Source organism: Leptothoe kymatousa TAU-MAC 1615 (assembly GCF_018739865.1).
In the GTDB taxonomy this organism is placed as follows: domain Bacteria; phylum Cyanobacteriota; class Cyanobacteriia; order Phormidesmidales; family Phormidesmidaceae; genus Leptothoe; species Leptothoe kymatousa.
Genome location: NZ_JADOER010000004.1, coordinates 115,758 through 135,587, shown reverse-complemented (window position 1 = coordinate 135,587; position 19,830 = coordinate 115,758). Strand labels below are relative to the sequence as shown.

General features: G+C 49.8%; 14 protein-coding genes. 5 read left to right on the top strand and 9 right to left on the bottom strand.

The features are described from left to right. Positions 1-7 precede the first annotated feature (7 nt). The 7 genes from IXB28_RS03110 to petH all read right to left on the bottom strand — a co-directional run bounded on the left by IXB28_RS03110 (position 8) and on the right by petH (position 7,115). Positions 8-637, bottom strand: coding sequence for a Uma2 family endonuclease (locus tag IXB28_RS03110; RefSeq protein ID WP_215617086.1), 630 nt, complete (start codon positions 635-637; stop codon positions 8-10). Between the two features lie 45 nt (positions 638-682). Continuing rightward, positions 683-1,330 (bottom strand): DUF1295 domain-containing protein, encoded by a 648-nt coding sequence (locus IXB28_RS03105; protein WP_215617085.1) that lies wholly within the window; start codon positions 1,328-1,330, stop codon positions 683-685. A 43-nt stretch (positions 1,331-1,373) separates the two neighbouring features. After that, complete coding sequence (locus IXB28_RS03100) at positions 1,374-2,072, bottom strand: ABC transporter ATP-binding protein (RefSeq protein ID WP_215617084.1); 699 nt, start codon at positions 2,070-2,072, stop codon at positions 1,374-1,376. Between the two features lie 43 nt (positions 2,073-2,115). After that, complete coding sequence (locus IXB28_RS03095; RefSeq protein ID WP_215617083.1) at positions 2,116-3,357, bottom strand: FtsX-like permease family protein; 1,242 nt, start codon at positions 3,355-3,357, stop codon at positions 2,116-2,118. 126 nt (positions 3,358-3,483) lie between these two features. Continuing rightward, positions 3,484-4,440 carry a peptide chain release factor N(5)-glutamine methyltransferase gene (gene prmC / locus IXB28_RS03090; protein ID WP_326520936.1) on the bottom strand — a complete coding sequence of 319 codons (957 nt, stop codon included), beginning with the start codon at positions 4,438-4,440 and terminating at the stop codon, positions 3,484-3,486. A gap of 56 nt (positions 4,441-4,496) precedes the next feature. Beyond that, positions 4,497-5,804 (bottom strand): homoserine dehydrogenase, encoded by a 1,308-nt coding sequence (locus tag IXB28_RS03085; RefSeq protein ID WP_215617082.1) that lies wholly within the window; start codon positions 5,802-5,804, stop codon positions 4,497-4,499. A 114-nt stretch (positions 5,805-5,918) separates the two neighbouring features. Beyond that, positions 5,919-7,115 (bottom strand): ferredoxin--NADP reductase, encoded by a 1,197-nt coding sequence (gene petH, locus IXB28_RS03080; RefSeq protein WP_215617081.1) that lies wholly within the window; start codon positions 7,113-7,115, stop codon positions 5,919-5,921. A 558-nt stretch (positions 7,116-7,673) separates the two neighbouring features. Between petH and psbD the strand changes: the two genes are divergently transcribed. From psbD to IXB28_RS03055, 5 genes are all read left to right on the top strand, one after another. Continuing rightward, entirely contained in the window at positions 7,674-8,732 is a 1,059-nt protein-coding gene (gene psbD / locus IXB28_RS03075) for a photosystem II D2 protein (photosystem q(a) protein) (RefSeq protein ID WP_215617080.1), read from the top strand. A gap of 408 nt (positions 8,733-9,140) precedes the next feature. Then, positions 9,141-9,422, top strand: a complete 282-nt coding sequence (locus IXB28_RS03070) for a 4a-hydroxytetrahydrobiopterin dehydratase (RefSeq protein ID WP_215617079.1) — start codon at positions 9,141-9,143, stop codon at positions 9,420-9,422. 748 nt (positions 9,423-10,170) lie between these two features. Then, positions 10,171-11,580 (top strand): iron uptake porin, encoded by a 1,410-nt coding sequence (locus IXB28_RS03065; protein ID WP_215617078.1) that lies wholly within the window; start codon positions 10,171-10,173, stop codon positions 11,578-11,580. 442 nt (positions 11,581-12,022) lie between these two features. Next, positions 12,023-13,420, top strand: coding sequence for an iron uptake porin (locus IXB28_RS03060; RefSeq protein ID WP_215617077.1), 1,398 nt, complete (start codon positions 12,023-12,025; stop codon positions 13,418-13,420). Between the two features lie 401 nt (positions 13,421-13,821). Then, the gene (locus IXB28_RS03055) at positions 13,822-15,222 is read left to right on the top strand and encodes an iron uptake porin (protein ID WP_215617076.1); all 1,401 of its coding nucleotides are present in this window, start codon (positions 13,822-13,824) and stop codon (positions 15,220-15,222) included. 446 nt (positions 15,223-15,668) lie between these two features. On the opposite strand, the gene purF is transcribed toward IXB28_RS03055, so the two are convergent. Then, entirely contained in the window at positions 15,669-17,159 is a 1,491-nt protein-coding gene (gene purF, locus IXB28_RS03050) for an amidophosphoribosyltransferase (RefSeq protein ID WP_215617075.1), read from the bottom strand. 277 nt (positions 17,160-17,436) lie between these two features. Further along, positions 17,437-19,773: a phosphoribosylformylglycinamidine synthase subunit PurL gene (gene purL / locus IXB28_RS03045; RefSeq protein ID WP_215617074.1), complete on the bottom strand. Its 2,337-nt coding sequence runs from the start codon at positions 19,771-19,773 to the stop codon at positions 17,437-17,439. Positions 19,774-19,830: the final 57 nt, after the last annotated feature.

The window sequence follows — 19,830 nt, the reverse complement described above, 5'->3', positions numbered from 1 at the left end:
CAACTACCTAATTTGTTGTCCTAATCCATTGACGGAATTGTTTGACTAAGGCGTTTTCACCCATAGTTTGATGAATAGTAAGAAATCGTGAAATATCTGCTGCTGTCAGCCAGGACAAGGCTCGACTATTCGTTTCGACAACATACTCATCACCTTGTAAAAGGTATATTTCCAAACGGTTGCCATTGTAACGCCAGATTTCTGGCACTCCTAAAGCTTGATAAATCGCAAATCGATTCAAAGAACTGCTAGTAATATCAATCTCAACCGCTAAATCCGGTGGCGGTAATTGAGTCAGGTCAATCTGCTCAACACCTCGTACCTGGGGTTCATTTTGAATGTAGTAACACTGGTCCGGTTCTAGACCGCTTGCCAAATCTTCTCGGTCACATGTGCGCGATCCCAAACTCCGAATTTCCAGATCCAACTCCTCGGTCGCCGCTTCAATCAACCGACCAATCAGCTTTTTAAACGATTCATGGGGATCTAGAGGCATACGAATCTCAAGCGTGCCATGGTCATAGGTCAACCGAATTGCCGGTTCCTGGGCAAAGTCATGAATCAGGCTTTGATAACTTTGCCAGCTAATATTTTGTAAAACCACCCGATCAGGGCTTTGAATAAGTGTGGCTGTCATCCGCTTCGACTCCGCTCAGGAACACCGGTCTACACTCAATGCTAATCACTTTTCCGTAACCGCTGATGGTTTATTAGCGGCCCAAAGCTGAGGCCAAACCAAACCTGATTGGGCTTGATAGTCAGCAAACTCAGGATAACGGGACAGGGACTGATCCTTTTTGCGCATATTGGGCACAAAAATCCCTAATACGAAACCAGCCAAAATCAAAAACGGCACCGGATGCATGGGCAAAATGGCAAAGCCCAAATAAATCAAAATCTCACCCAGATAGTTGGTATTGCGGCAACGGGCAAAAAAGCCTTCCGTAATCAGACCCCGGCGATATTTCAGTGTGAAATGCTTTTGGGCATCTGCCGTATAGTGCAGCATGCAGCCAAATAAATTACAGGAAACTGCCAAGGCCAGCAGCGCCGGGGGCACCTCCACACCACGGGAAATTAGCAGCCACGGGGCCACCCAATAGGCACCAAGGACCAAAAACATGACAATGCCTTGGGGCAGGGGCAACTCCTCCTCCCATTGTTTATCGGGATAAATGCGATCCTTGAGCAACCAGAGAAAGCCATAGGTGCCATGGAGCGCAAGATAAATCCAGGGGCCGGTTTGAAAATTCTGGTAAATGGCCATCATCCCCAGCACCACAAACGCGGTTAACCCCTTGTGCAGGTTGATGGCGTGTTTCAGTTTCATAGACGTTTCCTGACCGCAGCCCCTTCAGTCTAAAAGAAACTCATCAATGGAGACCGGTCACCAGGCTAGATTCTGAGGCGAGTAAACCATCTTCTAAATAGGTAATTTCATCGGCGGCATCGGTGATGCGAGGATCGTGGGTAATAATCAGCACCGTACAGCCTTTATTTTTCGCCAGGTATTGCATCAGCTCGATCACGTCTCGACCGGTGGAAGAATCCAAAGCTGCTGTGGGTTCATCGGCCATGATGAGCTCTGGTTCTCCGGCCAAGGCGCGGGCGATCGCAACTCTCTGCTTCTGCCCCCCCGACAAATCCGCAGGCAAATTATTAACCCGGTCACCCAAACCCACTTGTTTTAGCAAATCAAAGGCGATTTCTTGATTGCCTGGTCCCTTTTTGCCCTTGAGCTGGAGGGCTAGTTCAATATTTTCCAGGGCTGTGAGTGCGGGAAACAAATTAAAGCTTTGGAAAATAAAGCCAATGTGGTCCCGCCGAAAGACCGTGAGCTGTTTGCGAGAAAGCTGGGTGATTTCCTGGCCCAACAGCTCCACCTGCCCCGCCGAGGGGGTTAAAATCCCGGCCAAAATCGATAGCAACGTGGTTTTTCCCGACCCAGACGGCCCCATCATCAACCGGATTTGCCCGGAGGGAATGGCCAGGTCAATGCCCTTGAGCACCTTAGTTTCGGTGGTGCCCGACATAAAGGACATTTGGATGTTATGCGCTGCGATCGCAACCATTAAGTCTTTAACTCACACCGTACCAACAGTTCACCAGCACTCCCTAAGCCTTAAACACAATGCCGGGGTCCACTCGGGTCACCTTTTGAATGGCAAATACCGCTGACCCGACACACATCACTACGGTAATGCCTAAAACGCCCACTGCACTGAGGGGCGTAATCAAAACCACGATGCCCTGGGTGGCGGCCGTCCACGTGCCCACGCCCCAACACAGCAGCAGCCCCGGCACATAGCCCAACAGCGCCATCCACAAAGACTGCTCCAAAATCACACTGTAGATATCCCAATCAGACGCCCCCATTGCCTTGAGGGTGCCAAATTCTCTCAAATTTTCAGAAACGGAGGTGTACAAAATTTGGGCTACCACCACCATACCCACAATCACACCGACGATGGCCCCCAACCCCAGGATAAAGCCAATGCCTGTGCGATTTTGCCAATAGGCCTGGGTGCTAGTAATCAGTTCATTTTTGGTAAATGCCTTGGTCCCAGACAGCTCACTTTCTAAACGGCGCTTGAGGCGTTGCAAATTTTCGCCGGGTTTCGCCTTCACCAACACATAGGTCACTGGCGCATCGGCCTTTAGGGGTTCTGGATCAGCCACATCGGCATTGGCGGCATCGGGTTCGCGCTGAAACGCATTGATGCAGGTAATATCCCCTTCTCCAAGCTGGCAGGTCAGCCCCGCTGAAAACCCTGAACTAATATAGGCATTGGCATTAACCAGCGAAGTAAAGACAAACTTGCTGGACACTAAAGACTGGGTATCGCGGGTGAGGCCGACCACCATCACCGGCAACTGACGAATGCGGGCGGTATCGCCTACGCCGTCAATGCGAAACGAGCGCATGTTAGTGCGATCGATCAGCGCCGAATAGGGCGCATTTAGGGCCTGCATCGAATTATCAGACACATCGCCAGGGCGAAACAAATCGCCGTTGGGGTCAAAGCCAAACACCCGCAAGGTGGTGAGCTTACCATCGGAGTACCAACGACCAGAACCGATGGTTAAGGCTTCGGCTCTGGCCACCCCCTCCACTTCTTCGGCCTGGCGCACCTGCACATAGGGAAACGGTTCGGTTAGTTCAAAGTTGACGATATTTTCTGAGGCGACCCAAATATCGGCCTCGGAACTGTCGATGAGTAAGGTGGTGGAGCGGGTAAACCCTTTTAGGATGCCAGTTTGAATGGTTACTAGGCTAACGGCGAACATAATGCCCGCCTGGGCCACTAAAAACCGGGGTAAATCTTTGAGTAAGTTTTTACGGGCTAGGGAAACCATAGTTCGCACCACACAAGCGGTTGCCCGCAATTAATTTATTCTAGCGGCAAACCAAGCAATACAGGGGTTTCACCCATAGCCCGTAGCCTTGCCCCAGTCTTCTATGAAATTTTATTGACCTATTTTTTATTGGCTGCAGGTCAGGGTAGCTGACACAAATCGCTCGATACCGGCTAAATCTGCATGAACCTGGATGTTGTCATACCCATGGGCGGTGCTGAGTAGGTTTGCAATGATGTGGGCCTGGCCCTGCATATGTTCTGTCAGCCACATCCCTCCGGGATGGAGAAAGTCAGGCGATTGCTCAATCAGTAAACGGATATCATCTAACCCGTCATGGCCACCATCCAATGCCGTATGAGGCTCATGGTGAGTGACCTCAGGCTCTAAGGTCAGCACCACATCGCTGGGAATGTAAGGCGGATTGGTGATGACGCCACACAACTGTCCTCGCCAATTTTCTAAAGCGTCAAACCAGCTGCTTTGATGGAACTCAATATTAGTCACTTGATTACGCTGGGCGTTTTCTTTGGCAATCGCTAAGGCGGCGGCACTGATGTCTACGGCCAAAACCTGGGCGTGGGGTAAGGCTTTGGCTAGTGCGATCGCAATTGCGCCACTGCCCGTACCCAAATCCGCCCAGACACCAGACGCTAAAAATTTTGGTTGCTGCTGCACCCATGCCTGCACAATCTCGACGATCAATTCTGTTTCAGGCCGAGGTATCAACACATCCGGGGTCACCGTCAGCATCAAATCCCGCCACGGTGTCTCACCGACCAAATATTGCACGGGCACCCGCTCGGCAACGCGACGCTGCCACTGCTGGGTAAGCCAGTCTAGGGGATGTCTTAAGGGAACGGTGCGGTCTCGATAGAGCCCTAAGCTGAGATCCGACTGGCTTAAGGGGCTAATCCCCTGCAAAAACCAGTCCAATTCATAGACGGGAATATCCGCTTTTTGAGCATCCCCCTGGGCCTGCAGCTTCCATTGGTATAGCGCTTCGCCGGCAACAACCGTTGCCCCTTCTGGATAGGGACCAGTGCCCACGCTACTCATCGCCATCGCTCGACTTCTTGCCACACATAACTGGGTTCCCATCCCTAGACGGTGGGCATTGCCCACCCTACCACCGCCGCCTATCCCAGCACTCGCAAAACACTGGCAATGGAATCCACATCCGCCGAGGACGCCTTTAAGATTTCAAGTGCTTTTTGAAAGTCGCCTTCTTTCACTTCATGGGTCACAATCACCAGTTCAGCCAGATTATCTTGCAAGCCAATTTGCACCAGGGACTCTAGGCTCAAACCGTGCTGGCCAAAGATATCGCCCAAATGGCCAATCACCCCTGGCTTATCCTTCACCATCAACCTTAGGTAGAAGCGACTTTCCAGATCCTCCATGGGGCTGATGGTTTTGTAGTCGCTATAGGCGTTGCTCAACAAGGGGTTGGGCAATTTTTCCTCCGCCGGAGACTCCATGTGGAGGGTGGCGGCAATGGCCATCACATCGGAAACGATGGCACTGGCGGTGGGGCCTTCGCCGGCACCGGGGCCATACAGCATCACCCGGCCAATGGGGTCGCCTTCCACCAGCACCGCATTATTCACATCGTTCACGCTGGCCAGGGGATGATTGAGGGGAACCAAGGTGGGATGCACGCGGAGCTGAATCGTCGTATCCGAATCGTCATTGCGTTTTGCGATCGCCAACAGCTTAATCACAAAGCCAAGGGTTTTGGCATAGTTCACATCCGAGGCACTGACATTGCGAATGCCCTCGGTAAACACATCCTCACGACGAATTTTGCCACCAAAGGCAATGGAGGCCAAAATGGCAATCTTGTCCGCCGCATCTAGACCATCCACATCGGCGGTGGGGTCTGCTTCGGCGTAGCCCAGCTTCTGCGCATCGTCGAGAATCGGCGCAAAGTCCCCACCCTCAGACTCCATGCGGGTCAAAATGTAGTTGGTGGTGCCGTTAATAATGCCGGTTACGGTCTCAATTCGGTTTACGCCCAGGGCCTGCTGTAGGGGCTGAATCACAGGAATGCCACCGCCAACAGCGGCTTCGTAAAGCACATACACCCCTGCTTTTTTGGCGGCCTCAGCAATTTCGTTACCGTAGCGAGAAATAACCGCCTTATTGGCGGTGACGACATGCTTACCGTCTTCAATAGCTTCTAAAATTAGCGATCGCGCAGGCTCTAACCCACCGATTACCTCAACCACAATATCAATATCAGGATCGGTCACAATCGCTTCTAGGTCTGTAGTCAAGCACGCTTCAGGCAAATCAACAGCACGAGGCTTATCCAAAGAGCGCACACCCACTTTATGGATCTCTAAGGTTTCTAGCAATGGATGACGCCGCGCAGCATCCAACAAAATTTTGGCCGTACCCGTGCCTACCGTGCCCAGACCTAATAACCCAACCTTAAAAACCAATGTGCTATTCCCTGCGATTTACCATCAACCATTGTAAAAGCCAGGGAACCCTTAGGCTCACCCGGCTTTTACATATTATTTATTTGTCCATGCGACAAATCAGGTCAGCAAGACCTAGTAAGTCTCAACGTGCCAACGATGGGCCTTCTTCATAGACTTACGATAATCAGTCCAATCCACACCGGTCTTACCCGCTGCCGTGGTCAGAGCTTCGTCAATGCCACCTTCCATACCGCGCAGACCGCAGATGTAAACGTGGGTCTTCTCATCTTGGATGAGACTCCAAAGCTCATCAGCATGCTCAGCAATCCGATGCTGAATATACATGCGACCACCTTCAGAGTTCTGTTGCTCACGACTAATCGCGTAAGTCAAACGGAAGTTATTAGGATACTGGGCCTGCATTTCTTCCAACTCTTCCTTATAGAGAATGTTGGGAGTTTTGGGCACACCAAAGAATAACCAAGCAAATCCGTTGAACTGATAGTCAGGATTAGCTTCGCGCTCCTTGTCCTTGAACATGCGCCATAGATACGCACGAAACGGAGCAATACCTGTACCCGTACCCATCATGATGATTTTTGCATCCGGGTCATCGGGAAGCAGCATTTCCTTACCGACAGGTCCAGTAATCTTGACCTTAGTACCAGGCTCTAGATTACAGAGATACGTAGAACAAACACCGTTGATAGTCTCACCGCTCTCAGGATGCTTGTACGTCAGCTGTCGCACACACAAGGAGACAGTTTTATCATCCACATCATCCCCATGGGCGGTGGATGCAATGGAATAAAGTCTTAGCTTGTGGGGTTTGCCTTTCTCGTCAGTACCTTCGGGAATAATACCGATACTCTGGCCTTCAACATACTTCAGGTCGCCTTCGGAAAGGTCGAACTTAATATGCTGAACAATGCCTACACCACCTTCGTCAACCAAAGGTTCGTTAGATAAACAGGCGCCTAAGTAAGGAGTTTTAGGCTTGTAGGTATTAACCGGAACGTTAGCACCGGGTTTCTTAGCTTTAGCTTTTGTTTCGGCCATGGGTTTAGTTGCTGCAGGTGCTGTTACAGCCGCAGGAGCAGGTGAAGCATCACCACCGACCGCACGAATGCTAACGATCTTGCCACCCAGCCGCATAATCCGCTGACTTTCAACAGACATACGACTATAGGGAACTGTAATGAACGTGCTGCCGCTCTGACGCACAGGTGCAGTCGCACCATCAGTCGAACCCAGCCCTTCTACCTCGTATATAAACAGACGGTTACCAGAAACACTGACATTACCGCCGATGACGCTCGAATTGTACATGCGATGAACTTTAAGTATCTCCTAACCCTTCAGACAGAGGATGAACCACCAGTCTGAATTAAAACTATTCATCTAGCGTATCATTCTGCGCGAAACCGTTTACTCTACGAGGCCATTCCCCCCCTTGGCAATCACAGTAATGTCGGCAGTGAATCCTGCCCTAGGACTTCTTTAGTACCCTAGCCGAGAGTTTCAGACAAAATCTATAAAATGCGATGCATTTAGAGAGTTTTCTTAAACTCAAAAATCTGAAGCAATGCGTCAAGGGGGCAAGCACTCCCCTACTTAGATACAAAAGTTTACAAAAACTTTCCGCGAAATTGCCTAAAGCGCTTCATGAATAGGCGTCACAGAGTTTTTTTGAATCTGAGAACGTACGTGACAGATTGTAAAAAAACGAAAGTCTATTTATCATAAAGTACAAGCCAAAATCCTATCTGATGGTGATTACGGCCATCTTGATGTGAGTGCTTGTCACATCCCCACGTTCCGGGGGGTTGTATTTCCTATGCAACTCTTATATTTACGGAACTTGATGCCATATTAAGAGGATTTGAGATGACCATTGCAATGGGCCGTGCTGGAGCCAATCGAGGCGTCTTCGACGTCGTCGATGACTGGCTCAAGCGCGATAGATTTGTCTTCGTTGGCTGGTCCGGTTTGCTGCTGTTCCCCTGCGCCTTCTTGGCCATCGGCGGCTGGCTCACTGGTACCACCTTCATTACCTCCTGGTATACCCACGGACTCGCATCTTCCTACCTTGAAGGTGCTAACTTCCTCACGGTTGCCGTCTCTTCCCCCGCTGACAGCATGGGGCATTCCCTACTGCTCCTCTGGGGTCCCGAAGCTCAAGGTGACTTCGTCCGCTGGTGCCAAATTGGTGGACTTTGGGCCTTCGTCGCCCTCCACGGTGCCTTCGCACTGATCGGATTCATGCTCCGTCAGTTTGAAGTTGCTCGGCTAGTCGGGCTACGTCCTTATAACGCCATCGCGTTCTCGGCTCCCATCGCCGTGTTCGTATCGGTGTTCTTGATGTACCCACTCGGACAGTCCAGCTGGTTCTTCGCTCCTAGCTTCGGTGTCGCAGCCATCTTCCGTTTCTTGCTCTTCTTGCAAGGCTTCCACAACTGGACCCTCAACCCCTTCCACATGATGGGTGTTGCCGGTGTCCTCGGTGGAGCTCTACTTTGTGCCATTCACGGCGCCACTGTAGAAAACACCTTGTTCGAAGACGGTGATGGCGCCAACACCTTCCGCGCGTTTGAGCCCACCCAGGCTGAAGAAACCTACTCCATGGTGACCGCGAACCGGTTCTGGTCTCAGATTTTCGGTATCGCTTTCTCCAACAAGCGCTGGTTGCACTTCTTCATGCTGTTCGTCCCTGTGACTGGACTCTGGATGAGTGCCGTCGGTATCGTTGGTCTTGCTTTGAACCTGCGTGCCTACGACTTTGTTTCACAGGAAACTCGCGCTGCTGAAGACCCTGAATTTGAAACCTTCTACACCAAGAACATCTTGTTGAATGAAGGTATTCGTGCGTGGATGGCTCCCCAGGACCAGCCCCACGAGAAGTTTGTATTCCCCGAAGAGGTACTGCCTCGCGGTAACGCTCTATAGAGTTTGGAATAATTAGTAAAAAGGCCCCAGCGGATTAAACCGCTGGGGCCTTTTTTTATTCATCCTCTAAGGCTTATCTCGTTATCGAATGCCTGTGCTATATTGCAGAAAGCACAAAGTGCTCCTGGTATTAAAAACCGTTTAGGGATAAGGAGGTGATGCCCATGAGTGAAAGTAGTTGTATACGCATGGGTCTTCAGGTTGACGTGAGCCGGCTGTGTGCCGGGGCTGTTCTCTAGAATTAGCTTCATTTTTTTGAAACTGACCCGCTAGAGTTCCTTCCGGCAGTCTGGTTTCAACCTAAGACCCCACTAGACCGCTCCTATCTTGAAGTTGCTGCGGCACTTCCCCGGTAGGAGCGGATAGTTTTTTTAAAGGGTGTTGTTTATCGTTTACGTTCCCGCATCTATGCCTGGTCTCCTTTCCACCCAAGAAATCCAGTCTCAGCTCGCCACACTCCCTGACTGGACCCTGAACGGCAAAACCATCCAAACCACGTTGAATTTCAAAAATTTTATAGAAGCAGTTGAGTTTGTCAATCGCGTGGTGTCCCCCGCCGAAGCCGCAGGTCACCATCCCGATCTCAGCATTTCCTACAACAGAGTGACAATTAGCCTATCTACCCACGATGCAGGGGGTCTCACTCAGAAAGACTTTACTATGGCAAAAACCTTATCAACACTGACGTAACCCCACTCTCTATCAGCGATCCTGCGACTCAACAGGGAGTCTTTTGCCAACACGCGCTCCATTGGCAACTACGCCTGCCATACAGTTGTTTGAGCAGGGTCACAGTCAACACGTCTAGCCCGCAGATCCTTCATTCAGCCCAGAGAACGATTACCTTCACTAAGGTACTACCACCAAACTCTTCACCGACGCAATATTTATATATTCTGCCGCCCTTTAGGTATCTAGAGGGCGGCTTTTTAATATTCGCACTTAAACCAGAAGACCTATACCAGTCATGACTTTCACCGACTTTAAATTGGCGACAATAAAATTTTAATCTTCAGACAATGCATTTCTTAAATTTACATTTACCAAATGTGTATTCAACAGGAGATAACAAAGCCAAAGCTACTACCTAACAAGGATTATCGGAACTAAAACAACCACAAACAAAGACTTGCTTATTTATTTACCTTTAATTAACCTCAAGTTAATTCAACTCTTATTTTTAATCTTTTTTAAATTAAAATTTATTTTTTACGGCTCTATTTTTAATTTTTAAATAATTAGTTAAATCTATCTTAAATACGCCTTAATACGGCTAAAAGCCTTTTCTGAAGAGGTTTTTGGATTTGTATTCAAAAACACTGGCCATAAAAAATATGCTTTGATAGCATGCTTTCCGAGGGCTTTTAATTAACAGCTAATCCTTCTTGGATAGCCACTGCTTAATGCCCCTTTATTAGGTGTGAGGAATAGAAAAATAATGGCTAATTTCTGGAAGGCCTTCATGGCTAGCCCATTTGTTTTGGGTGCTGCTCTTTCCAGCTCTGCTGTAGCTGCTGAAACCGTAAGCGTTGATGAGCTAAGCAACTCTGACTCTATCCAGTTGGCTCAGGTTACTAGCGTTTCCGAGCTTTCTGACGTGCTTCCTTCTGACTGGGCTTACACTGCTCTGCAACGCCTAGTAGAAGAGTACGGTTGCCTTGAGGGTTACCCCGATCGTTCCTACCGTGGCAACCGCGCCATGACTCGTTATGAGTTTGCCGCTGGTTTGAACGCTTGTTTGGACGTAATCGTTCAGCTAATCGGCCCCGACGGCGGCAGCGAACTTGAGACTATCAAGCGTCTGCAAGAAGAATTTGCTGCTGAGCTTGCTACCATCCGTGGTCGCGTTGACACTCTTGAAGCTGATGTAGCTGAACTAGAAGCTAACCAGTTCTCTACTACTACTAAGCTAAAGGGTCAGCTAGACTCCCACTTGGTTGTTCCTTTCGATGTAGAAGGTGATGGCGACGAAGTTACTTTTGAGTATCGTACTCGTTTGAACTTCGATACCAGTTTCACTGGTGAAGACCGTTTGCGCATCCGTCTCCAGGCCAGCGATCGCGGTGGCAGCGGCACTCGCTCCACAAGAACTGTCATCAACGGCGGCAATGTTGACGTTGTTTCTGGTGGTCTAGCTAGTCAGAGTGGTCCTCGTAACGGCCTTGAGGACAACGTAGGTCTGGATGACGTCTACTACTCCTTCCCCATCGGTAGCCGCATCTCTGCGTTTATCTCTGCTAACAGCGCTAGCTCCGACGATTTCGTAACTAGCACGATCGTGCCTTTCGATGGTCCTTCCGTTGCTGACGCTGGTGGTCCTTTCTTCTATGACCAACTAGATGTTGGCGGTGGTTCTCTGGGTCTTGGTTTGAACGTTGCTCTAACTGAGAACATCATTCTTGACCTAGGCTACGCTACTGCCGATGCTCAGTCTTCTACTACTGGTATCTTCGACGAGTATGAGTGGATTGCTCAGTTGAACTTCCTAACTGATGGCATCATCGACGCTGCTGTCACTTACATGGATTCTGAGACTGCTGGTAACGACGAAGCTATCATCGCTGGTCTACTAAGCCTAGACTTCGGTGGTTTTGAGCTTGCTGGTTACTACGCTGACCAGGATGGCGATGAGAGCTACCAGTTTGGTGCTGCTCTACCCAACCTGCTAGGTAATGGTGTTGGTGTTTACTACACTCAAGACTTCGACGAAAACGAAGTAATTGAGGGTTACATGTCCGCCAAGATCAACAAGTACTGGACTCTAACTCCCGCTGTTATCTACGGTAACCCCACTGGTGGTGACAACGACGGCCTTTACGGTGCAGTTCGTTCCACCTTCAAGTTCTAAGATCACTTCTTAGATACCCTGCGAGGACTTAACAGCCCTCGCTAATTTCTCTGCCACACCTTAGGTAGAAAACACACACGAATAACTAACCTCTGCATAGGAGACTATATTTCCATTTTCTTCTATGCAGAGCTTCATACCTTAGAAGCACACACACCGCTCAAAGATTTTCATTCATCACGAAAATAAATTGTCTATGCACTTAAAAATTGCATAGACTCTACGCAAAGCGAGGACAGGCATATAGCAAAACGCTTAACCAAAGAAACTTTCAGCAAAAATTAAGGGCAGTTTAACTTCAGATTAATTTTCTGTATATAGACATACGGAAATTAAGTATAAGCCTTTGGTACTTTATGCCTCAGGGATTTTACGCAATGGTTATTTTACTTAGGGAAATAATTATTCATCCCGTCAATTAGGTGTGAGGAACTAAAAAATAATGGCTAATCTCTGGAAGGCCTTCATGGCTAGCCCATTTGTTTTGGGTGCTGTTCTTTCCAGCTCTGCTGTAGCTGCTGAAACCGTAAGCGTTGACGCTCTAAGCAATTCTGACTCTATCCAGTTGGCTCAGGTTACTAGCGTTTCCGAGCTTTCTGACGTGCTTCCTTCTGACTGGGCTTACACTGCTCTGCAACGCCTAGTTGAAGAGTATGGATGCCTTGAGGGTTACCCCGATCGTTCCTACCGTGGCAACCGCGCCATGACTCGTTATGAGTTTGCCGCTGGTTTAAACGCTTGTTTGGACGTCATCGTTCAGCTAATCGGCCCCGATGGCAGCAGCGAACTTGAGACTATCAAGCGTCTGCAAGAAGAATTTGCTGCTGAGCTTGCTACCATCCGTGGTCGCGTTGACACTCTTGAAGCTGACGTAGCTGAACTAGAAGCTAACCAGTTCTCTACGACTACTAAGCTAAAGGGTCAGCTAGACGCTCACTTGGTTGTTCCTTTCGATACCGACGTTCAGGTTGACACCGATGCTGACGGTATTGTTGATACCGACGCTGACGAAGTAACGTTCCAGTACCGTACTCGTCTAAACCTAGACACTAGCTTCACCGGTGAAGACCGTTTGCGTACTCGTCTTCAGTTTGGTGACAATACCAATGCCCTTGGCGGTGTTCCCGGTGGCTTCGCTGCAGCTGGTGCTGGTGGTATCAACGATGTTCGCATTGACGATGTTTACTACAGCTTCCCCATCGGTAGCCGTGTTTCCGGTATCATCGCCGCAAACAGCATCGTTTCCGACGACTTTGTAACTAGCACCATCGTTCCCTTCGATGGTCCTTCCGTTGGCGATTACGGCGGTCCTCAGTTCTACGATCAGCTAGGCATCGGTGGCGGTGGCTTCGCAGCTGGTTTCAACGTTGCCCTAACTGAGAACCTGATCTTGGATGCTGGCTATTCCACTGGTTCTGGTCAAGACGCTAGTGTTGGCATCTTTGATGAGTATGAGTACATCGTCCAGTTGAACTACCTCAGCGATGGCATCATTGACGCTGCTATCACTTACATGGATGGTGAGTCCGCTGGTGCTGATGAAGCTATCATCGCTGGTCTGTTAAGCCTAGACTTCGGTGGCTTTGAGTTGGGTGGTTACTATGCTGACCAAGATGGTGATGATAGCTACCAGTTTGGTGCGGCTTTACCTGGGTTACTGGGTGATGGCGTTGGCATCTACTACGCTCAAGACTTCGCTGACAACGAAACCATTGAGGGTTACATGTCCGCTAAGATCAACAAGTACTGGACTCTGACTCCTTCTGTGATCTACGGCAACCCCGACGGTGGCGACAACGATAGCCTCTACGGTGTCATCCGTTCCAGATTCAAGTTCTAAGACGCCCTATTAGGGACTTTGCATGGGTTCTAGTTAATTCAGAGCCCATGCTCAATTCTTTTCACGCTTTAGAATCGCAAACACATTGCTCAAAAGATTTTTTGGATTTTCATCGATAACTGGGTCAGCAAATCAACTGTCACAGCCTAGAGAAAATTTCTAATCGAATATACGAGCATGCAAAGTATAAGTAGACTGAGCACGCTAATTAATTCTGACCATTTATGGTGATTGAATTTACTGGTTCTTCACTGAAGAATCTGCTAGCATGTCTACCTAGAAGTACTCTCAATGTATTTTAATACTTTGGTTGACTTCGTTCGTGTGTTTAATAGTCTGAGTTTTTCAGCTGTTTGGCTGGATCTCGGCCTACTTTCTAAGGTGTGAGGAGAAATTAAATAATGGCTAATCTTTGGAAGGCCTTAATGGCTAGCCCCTTTGTTTTGGGTGCTGCTCTTTCCAACTCTGCTGTAGCTGCTGAGACCGTAAGCGTTGACGCTCTAAGCAACTCTGACTCTATCCAGTTGGCTCAGGTTACTAGTGTTTCCGAGCTTTCTGACGTGCTTCCTTCTGACTGGGCTTACACTGCTCTGCAACGCCTAGTTGAAGAGTACGGTTGCCTTGAGGGTTACCCCGATCGTTCCTACCGCGGCAACCGCGCCATGACTCGTTATGAGTTTGCCGCTGGTTTGAACGCTTGTTTGGACGTAATTGTTCAGCTAATCGGCCCCGACGGCAACAGCGAACTTGAGACTATCAAGCGTCTGCAAGAAGAATTTGCTGCTGAGCTTGCTACCATCCGTGGTCGCGTTGACACTCTTGAAGCTGACGTAGCTGAATTAGAAGCTAACCAGTTCTCTACTACTACTAAGCTGAAGGGTCAATTAGACGCTCACTTGGTTATTCCTTTCGATACCGACGTTCAGGTTGACACCGATGCTGACGGTATTGCTGATACCGACGCTGACGAAGTTACTTTTGAGTATCGTACTCGTCTAAACCTAGACACTAGCTTCACTGGCGAAGATCGTCTGCGTACTCGTCTCCAGTTTGGCGACAGCAACAACAGTGCTACTGGCATCCCCGGGAACCTAGCCCGTGACGGTGGTACTGGCAACAACGTTGTTATTGACGACGTTTACTACAGCTTCCCCGTTGGTAGCCGTGTTTCCGGTATCATCGCCGCAAACAGCATCGTTTCCGACGACTTTGTATCTAGCACCATCGTTCCCTTCGATGGTCCTTCCGTTGGCGATTACGGCGGTCCTCAGTTCTACGATCAGCTAGGTATCGGTGGCAACTCTCTAGGTGTTGGTTTCAACGTTGCTCTAACTGAGAACCTAATTTTTGATGCTGGTTATGCAACTGGTGCTGGTCAAGATGCTTCCCAAGGTATCTTTGATGAGTATGAGTACATCTTCCAGCTGAACTACCTAAGCGATGGCATCATCGACGCAGCTGTAACCTACATGGGTGGTTCCTCTGATGCTCTTAATGACGAGGATGAAATCATCGCTGGTCTGCTAAGCCTAGACTTCGGTGGTTTTGAGCTTGCTGGTTACTATGCTGACCAAGATGGTGACGACAGCTACCAGTTTGGTGCTGCTCTACCTAACCTTCTTGGCGATGGTGTTGGCATTTACTACACTCAAGACTTCGACGATAACGAAGTAATTGAAGGTTACATGTCCGCTAAGATCAACAAGTACTGGACTCTGACTCCTTCTGTGATCTACGGCAACCCCGACGGTGGTGACAATGACGGCCTCTATGGTGTAGTTCGTTCTACTTTCAAGTTCTAAGTTTCTAACTTAGTTACTTAATAAAAAAGGCTCTGCAAATGCAGAGCCTTTTTTATTGGAACCGTATTGAATCAAGAACTGTGAAAAAGCAACCAATTCGCTTTTATTTGACCAAGTGACAGTTTTTACGTGCTTTTGAGTAGACGCATTTCTTTAGCTAACAATACCAAAACCTCACCATCACCTTCAGTTCGAACCAACCAGTAACCTGTTTTAGATCCATCCTGAAGCGTTTCCTTTTCTAAAACCACAGTTGTTTTACCAGCAACATAGGCTGGGTATAAAATTTGAACCTTATCCCCTGGTTGTACCACTATGAAATTTTAAAACACGTCTAGATGTCTATATATTCATCTAGGATACAGCCTTATACATAGCCATTAGGTACGTGAAGAACTGACACAGTCAAAATGGGATTCGGTAGTGGTTTTACAAGATCAGGACGCCTAAGCTTCTATGGGTGTTTTTTCCAACATCAGCTTAGAGCGCTTGAACATTTCTGGAATTGCCACAGGATAGTCACCGGTGAAACAGGCGGAGCAGAAGGTGCCCGTATCTTGCTGAGTAGCATTTAGCATCCCTTGCCAACTTAGATAGGCTAAGGAATCTACTGTGATTTTGGCTTCGATTTCTTTAACAGACTTAGTGGCTGCTATGAGCTGATCTTGGCTATCGGTATCAATGCCATAAAAACAAGGATGGGTCACCGGGGGGGATGATATTCTCATATGTACTTCGGTGGCACCGGCATCTCGCAACGCTTTAACAATTTTTCCACTGGTAGTGCCGCGCACAATGGAGTCGTCCACCAACAAAATTCGCTTGCCCTGCAACACATCTCGAAGTGGGTTGAGTTTAATGCGAATACCTGCCTCTCGCATCATTTGAGTTGGTTGAATAAAGGTGCGCCCTACATAGCGATTTTTAATTAAGCCTTCTGCGTAGGGAATCCCAGATGTTTCGGCAAAACCAATGGCAGCCGGAATACCCGAGTCGGGCACGGGCATAATCAAATCCACATCGGCCGGTGATTCTTCTGCCAATATGTTGCCCAGGCGCTTGCGATAGCTGTAAAGACTCTCGCCGTGGTATATGCTGTCAGGTCGGGCAAAGTAGACCATTTCAAAGATGCATAGCCGACGCTCTGGCTCGGCCCATTGCACGGATTTAAGGCCACTTTCACTAATCCAAACCAGCTCACCGGGTTGAACATCTCGAAAATAGTGGGCGTTGACAATATCGAGCCCGCAGGTTTCGGAGGATACTACATATTGACCAGCGCCATCATGGGGGTGCTCATCGCCAAAGTAGCCCATCACCAAAGGACGGATGCCATTTGGGTCTCGAATGGCCAAAATTCCCTCAGGGGTGGCAACGGTCAGACTAAAGGCCCCTTCACACTGCTGGCAAGCATCAATGGCAGCGGCGATCCAGTCTTTGCCATCATTCACAGCATCTGCCATCAATAGAGCCAATACTTCTGTATCGGTGGTGGTTAGTAGGGTATGCTCGCGCTTTAGGAGTTTTTCGCGGAGCTTACCGGCATTGACCACATTACCGTTATGGGCCAAGGCCATATCCCCTAGGCGAGTGGATAAGATGGCTGGCTGTGCATTGGCGACTCGACTCGAACCAGTGGTGGAGTATCGGGTATGCCCAATGGCCCATTGTCCAGTCAAGTTCTGAAGTACGTCTTCATCGAAGACTTGGGAAACCAGACCCATATCTTTGTGGACGTTGATGCTGCCATGATCAAAGGTGGCAATACCAGCGGATTCTTGTCCTCGATGTTGTAAAGCATATAGCCCAAAATAGGTGAGCGTTGCGACATCGTCCTTAGGAGAAAACACGGCGAATACGCCGCAGGCTTCTTCTGGCTTATCGGGACGAACATCCACGGCAGGAGTTTGCGGGGAAAAATCAGAGGGAAGAGGCATCGTGAGTCCGCTAGGTAGGAATGACGGTTAAAAGCAGCGCTGAAATTTATGATCTAACCCCCGTATGTTTTAGACGGCTGCCTAAAACATACGGGAAGAAAATGGTGACATTAAAGGAAACAGAAAGTTTGAGTTACTGAGAACTTTGATAGCGGAGATCGATACGCTCAAATAAAGTCATATCAATGAACCAACAACTCTTAACATTTTCTTAACTACTAGTAGGATCCTAGCATCCAAAGCTGAATGGAGGGGGCTAGTCTTGCTTCGAACAGACTTAATTGTCCAGGGCTCTTTCTATAGCGTAGCGCCAGCTATCCACCATGGTGGGTAAATCTACACTAATCAGAGGGTTACCGCTTGGGGTTTGAATGGTTAATGGGTCGTTGGCCTGGGCCACTGTGCCCAATGTCATCCATTGAGCCGCGAGATGCTGGGTCAGATACTCTTCCCAAAGGCTGAAATATTGCGGGGAGACGGTCACGAGAATGCGGGCACCGCCTTCGCCAAAGAGCAGGGTATCTTGACGTTGCTGGGTATCTGGCAGGTGGATCGTAGCGCCCAGCTCGCCGCCGATGGCGGATTCAGCGAGGGCGATCGCAACTCCCCCCTCCGCCGCATCGTGGGCAGATGTGATCCAACCTTGGCGAATGCCGTGGCGACAGGCGGCCTGTACCTTTAACTCCAGATCGACATTGACCTTAGGGGGCCGGCCCGCCACCTGGCCGTGAATCACTTTGAGGTACTCCGATGCGCCTAAGGTAACGGTTTCGTCGGCAAGGTCCCCTAAGGGGGTACCGAGGAGATAGATGCGATCGCCAGGATTTTGCCAACTTTGGCCACAGATGAGATCGAGATCATCAATGACCCCCACCATGCCCACCACGGGGGTGGGATAAATCGGCTGGGGCTTGCCCTCACTATCCACAGTTTCGTTATAGAGAGACACATTGCCGCCGGTCACGGGGGTGTCAAACAAACGACAGCCATCGGCCAAACCTCGGCACGCCTCTGCCAACTGCCAATAGCCCACGGGCTTTTCGGGGCTACCAAAATTTAAGTTATCGGTGACCGCAATGGGCTCAGCGCCAACACAGCTGAGGTTGCGAGCCGCCTCTGCCACCGCCGCCAGGCCGCCCCCATAGGGGTTGAGATACACATAGCGAGGATTGCAATCGGTGGTGGCCGCCACCCCAGAATTACTGCTTGTTCCATCGTCGCCCTCCAGGGGGCGCAAACGTAAAATCGCCGCATCGGCGCCACCAGGCAGCATCACCGTATTGTTTTGCACCTGATGGTCGTACTGGTGATAAACCCACTGCTTAGACGCAATGGTTGGCGTACTCAGCAACGCTAGCAACACCTGATTCCAGGATTTGCCATCGATGCCAGCCGCAGAAGCATTGGGTAAACGGCCTTCGCTCCAAGCCCAGGCCGTTTGCACATAGGCCGGGGGTTCGGCCAAAACTTCCCGCTCATACAGGGGCGTGTTATCTGCTAGGGCAGAGGCAGGTACCTCAGCCGCCACATCTCCTTGAAATAAGATACGAACAATGGGCTCCTGAATCACCTCACCGGCCACCACCGCATGCAGACCCCAGCGCTCAAAAATATCAATCAATTCTTGCTCACGCCCTTTGTGTCCCACAAACAACATGCGCTCCTGGGATTCGGATAGCAGATATTCATAGGGCACCATGCCGGTCTCACGCACGGGGACCTTATCGAGATCCAGTTCGATGCCCACGCCTCCATTCACAGCCATCTCTGATGTCGAGCAGGTAATGCCAGCGGCCCCCATGTCTTGGGCTGCGACCACAGCCCCTGTCTTAAAGGCTTCTAGGCAGGCTTCTACTAGGGATTTTTCTAGAAATGGATCCCCCACCTGCACCGCCGGGCGATCGGCTTCTGACTCATCAGTGAGCTCTGCACTGGCAAAACTGGCGCCGCCCATGCCATCTCGACCTGTGGTGGAGCCCACATAGAGCACCGGGTTGCCAATGCCCGATGCCCCAGATTTAACAATGTCCTCGGTTTCCATGAGCCCAATGGCCATGGCATTGACCAAAGGATTGCCCGCGTAGGCCGCGTCAAAGTAAATTTCTCCCCCCACGGTGGGTACACCAAAGCAGTTGCCATAGTGGGAAATGCCAGAGACCACCCCGGTAAAAATCCGGCGGGTATTAGGGTCTTCTAAGGTGCCAAACCGCAACGCATTCAGGGCCGCAATTGGCCGTGCCCCCATGGTGAAGATATCGCGCAAAATGCCCCCCACCCCGGTGGCTGCGCCCTGGAAGGGTTCCACAGCCGATGGGTGGTTATGGGATTCAATTTTGAAAACCAGACGCTGGCCATGGCCCACATCAACCACACCCGCATTTTCCCCTGGGCCTACCAGAATACGAGGCCCTTCGGTGGGAAACTGCTTCAGCAGCGGGCGGGAGTTTTTGTAACAGCAATGTTCTGACCACATCACGCCGAACATGCCCAACTCCGCTCGATTGGGATGGCGTCCTAAGCGTTGAAAAATTTCATCGTACTCACCGGGCTTTAACCCTTCAGAGGCAATTTCCTCTGGAGAAAATGGAATCGGGGTGGATGAAGGGGTAGACATGAAACAGGACCAGGGTGGACAGTGTTTGATCTTAAACTGTCTTTGCCCACTGGTTTT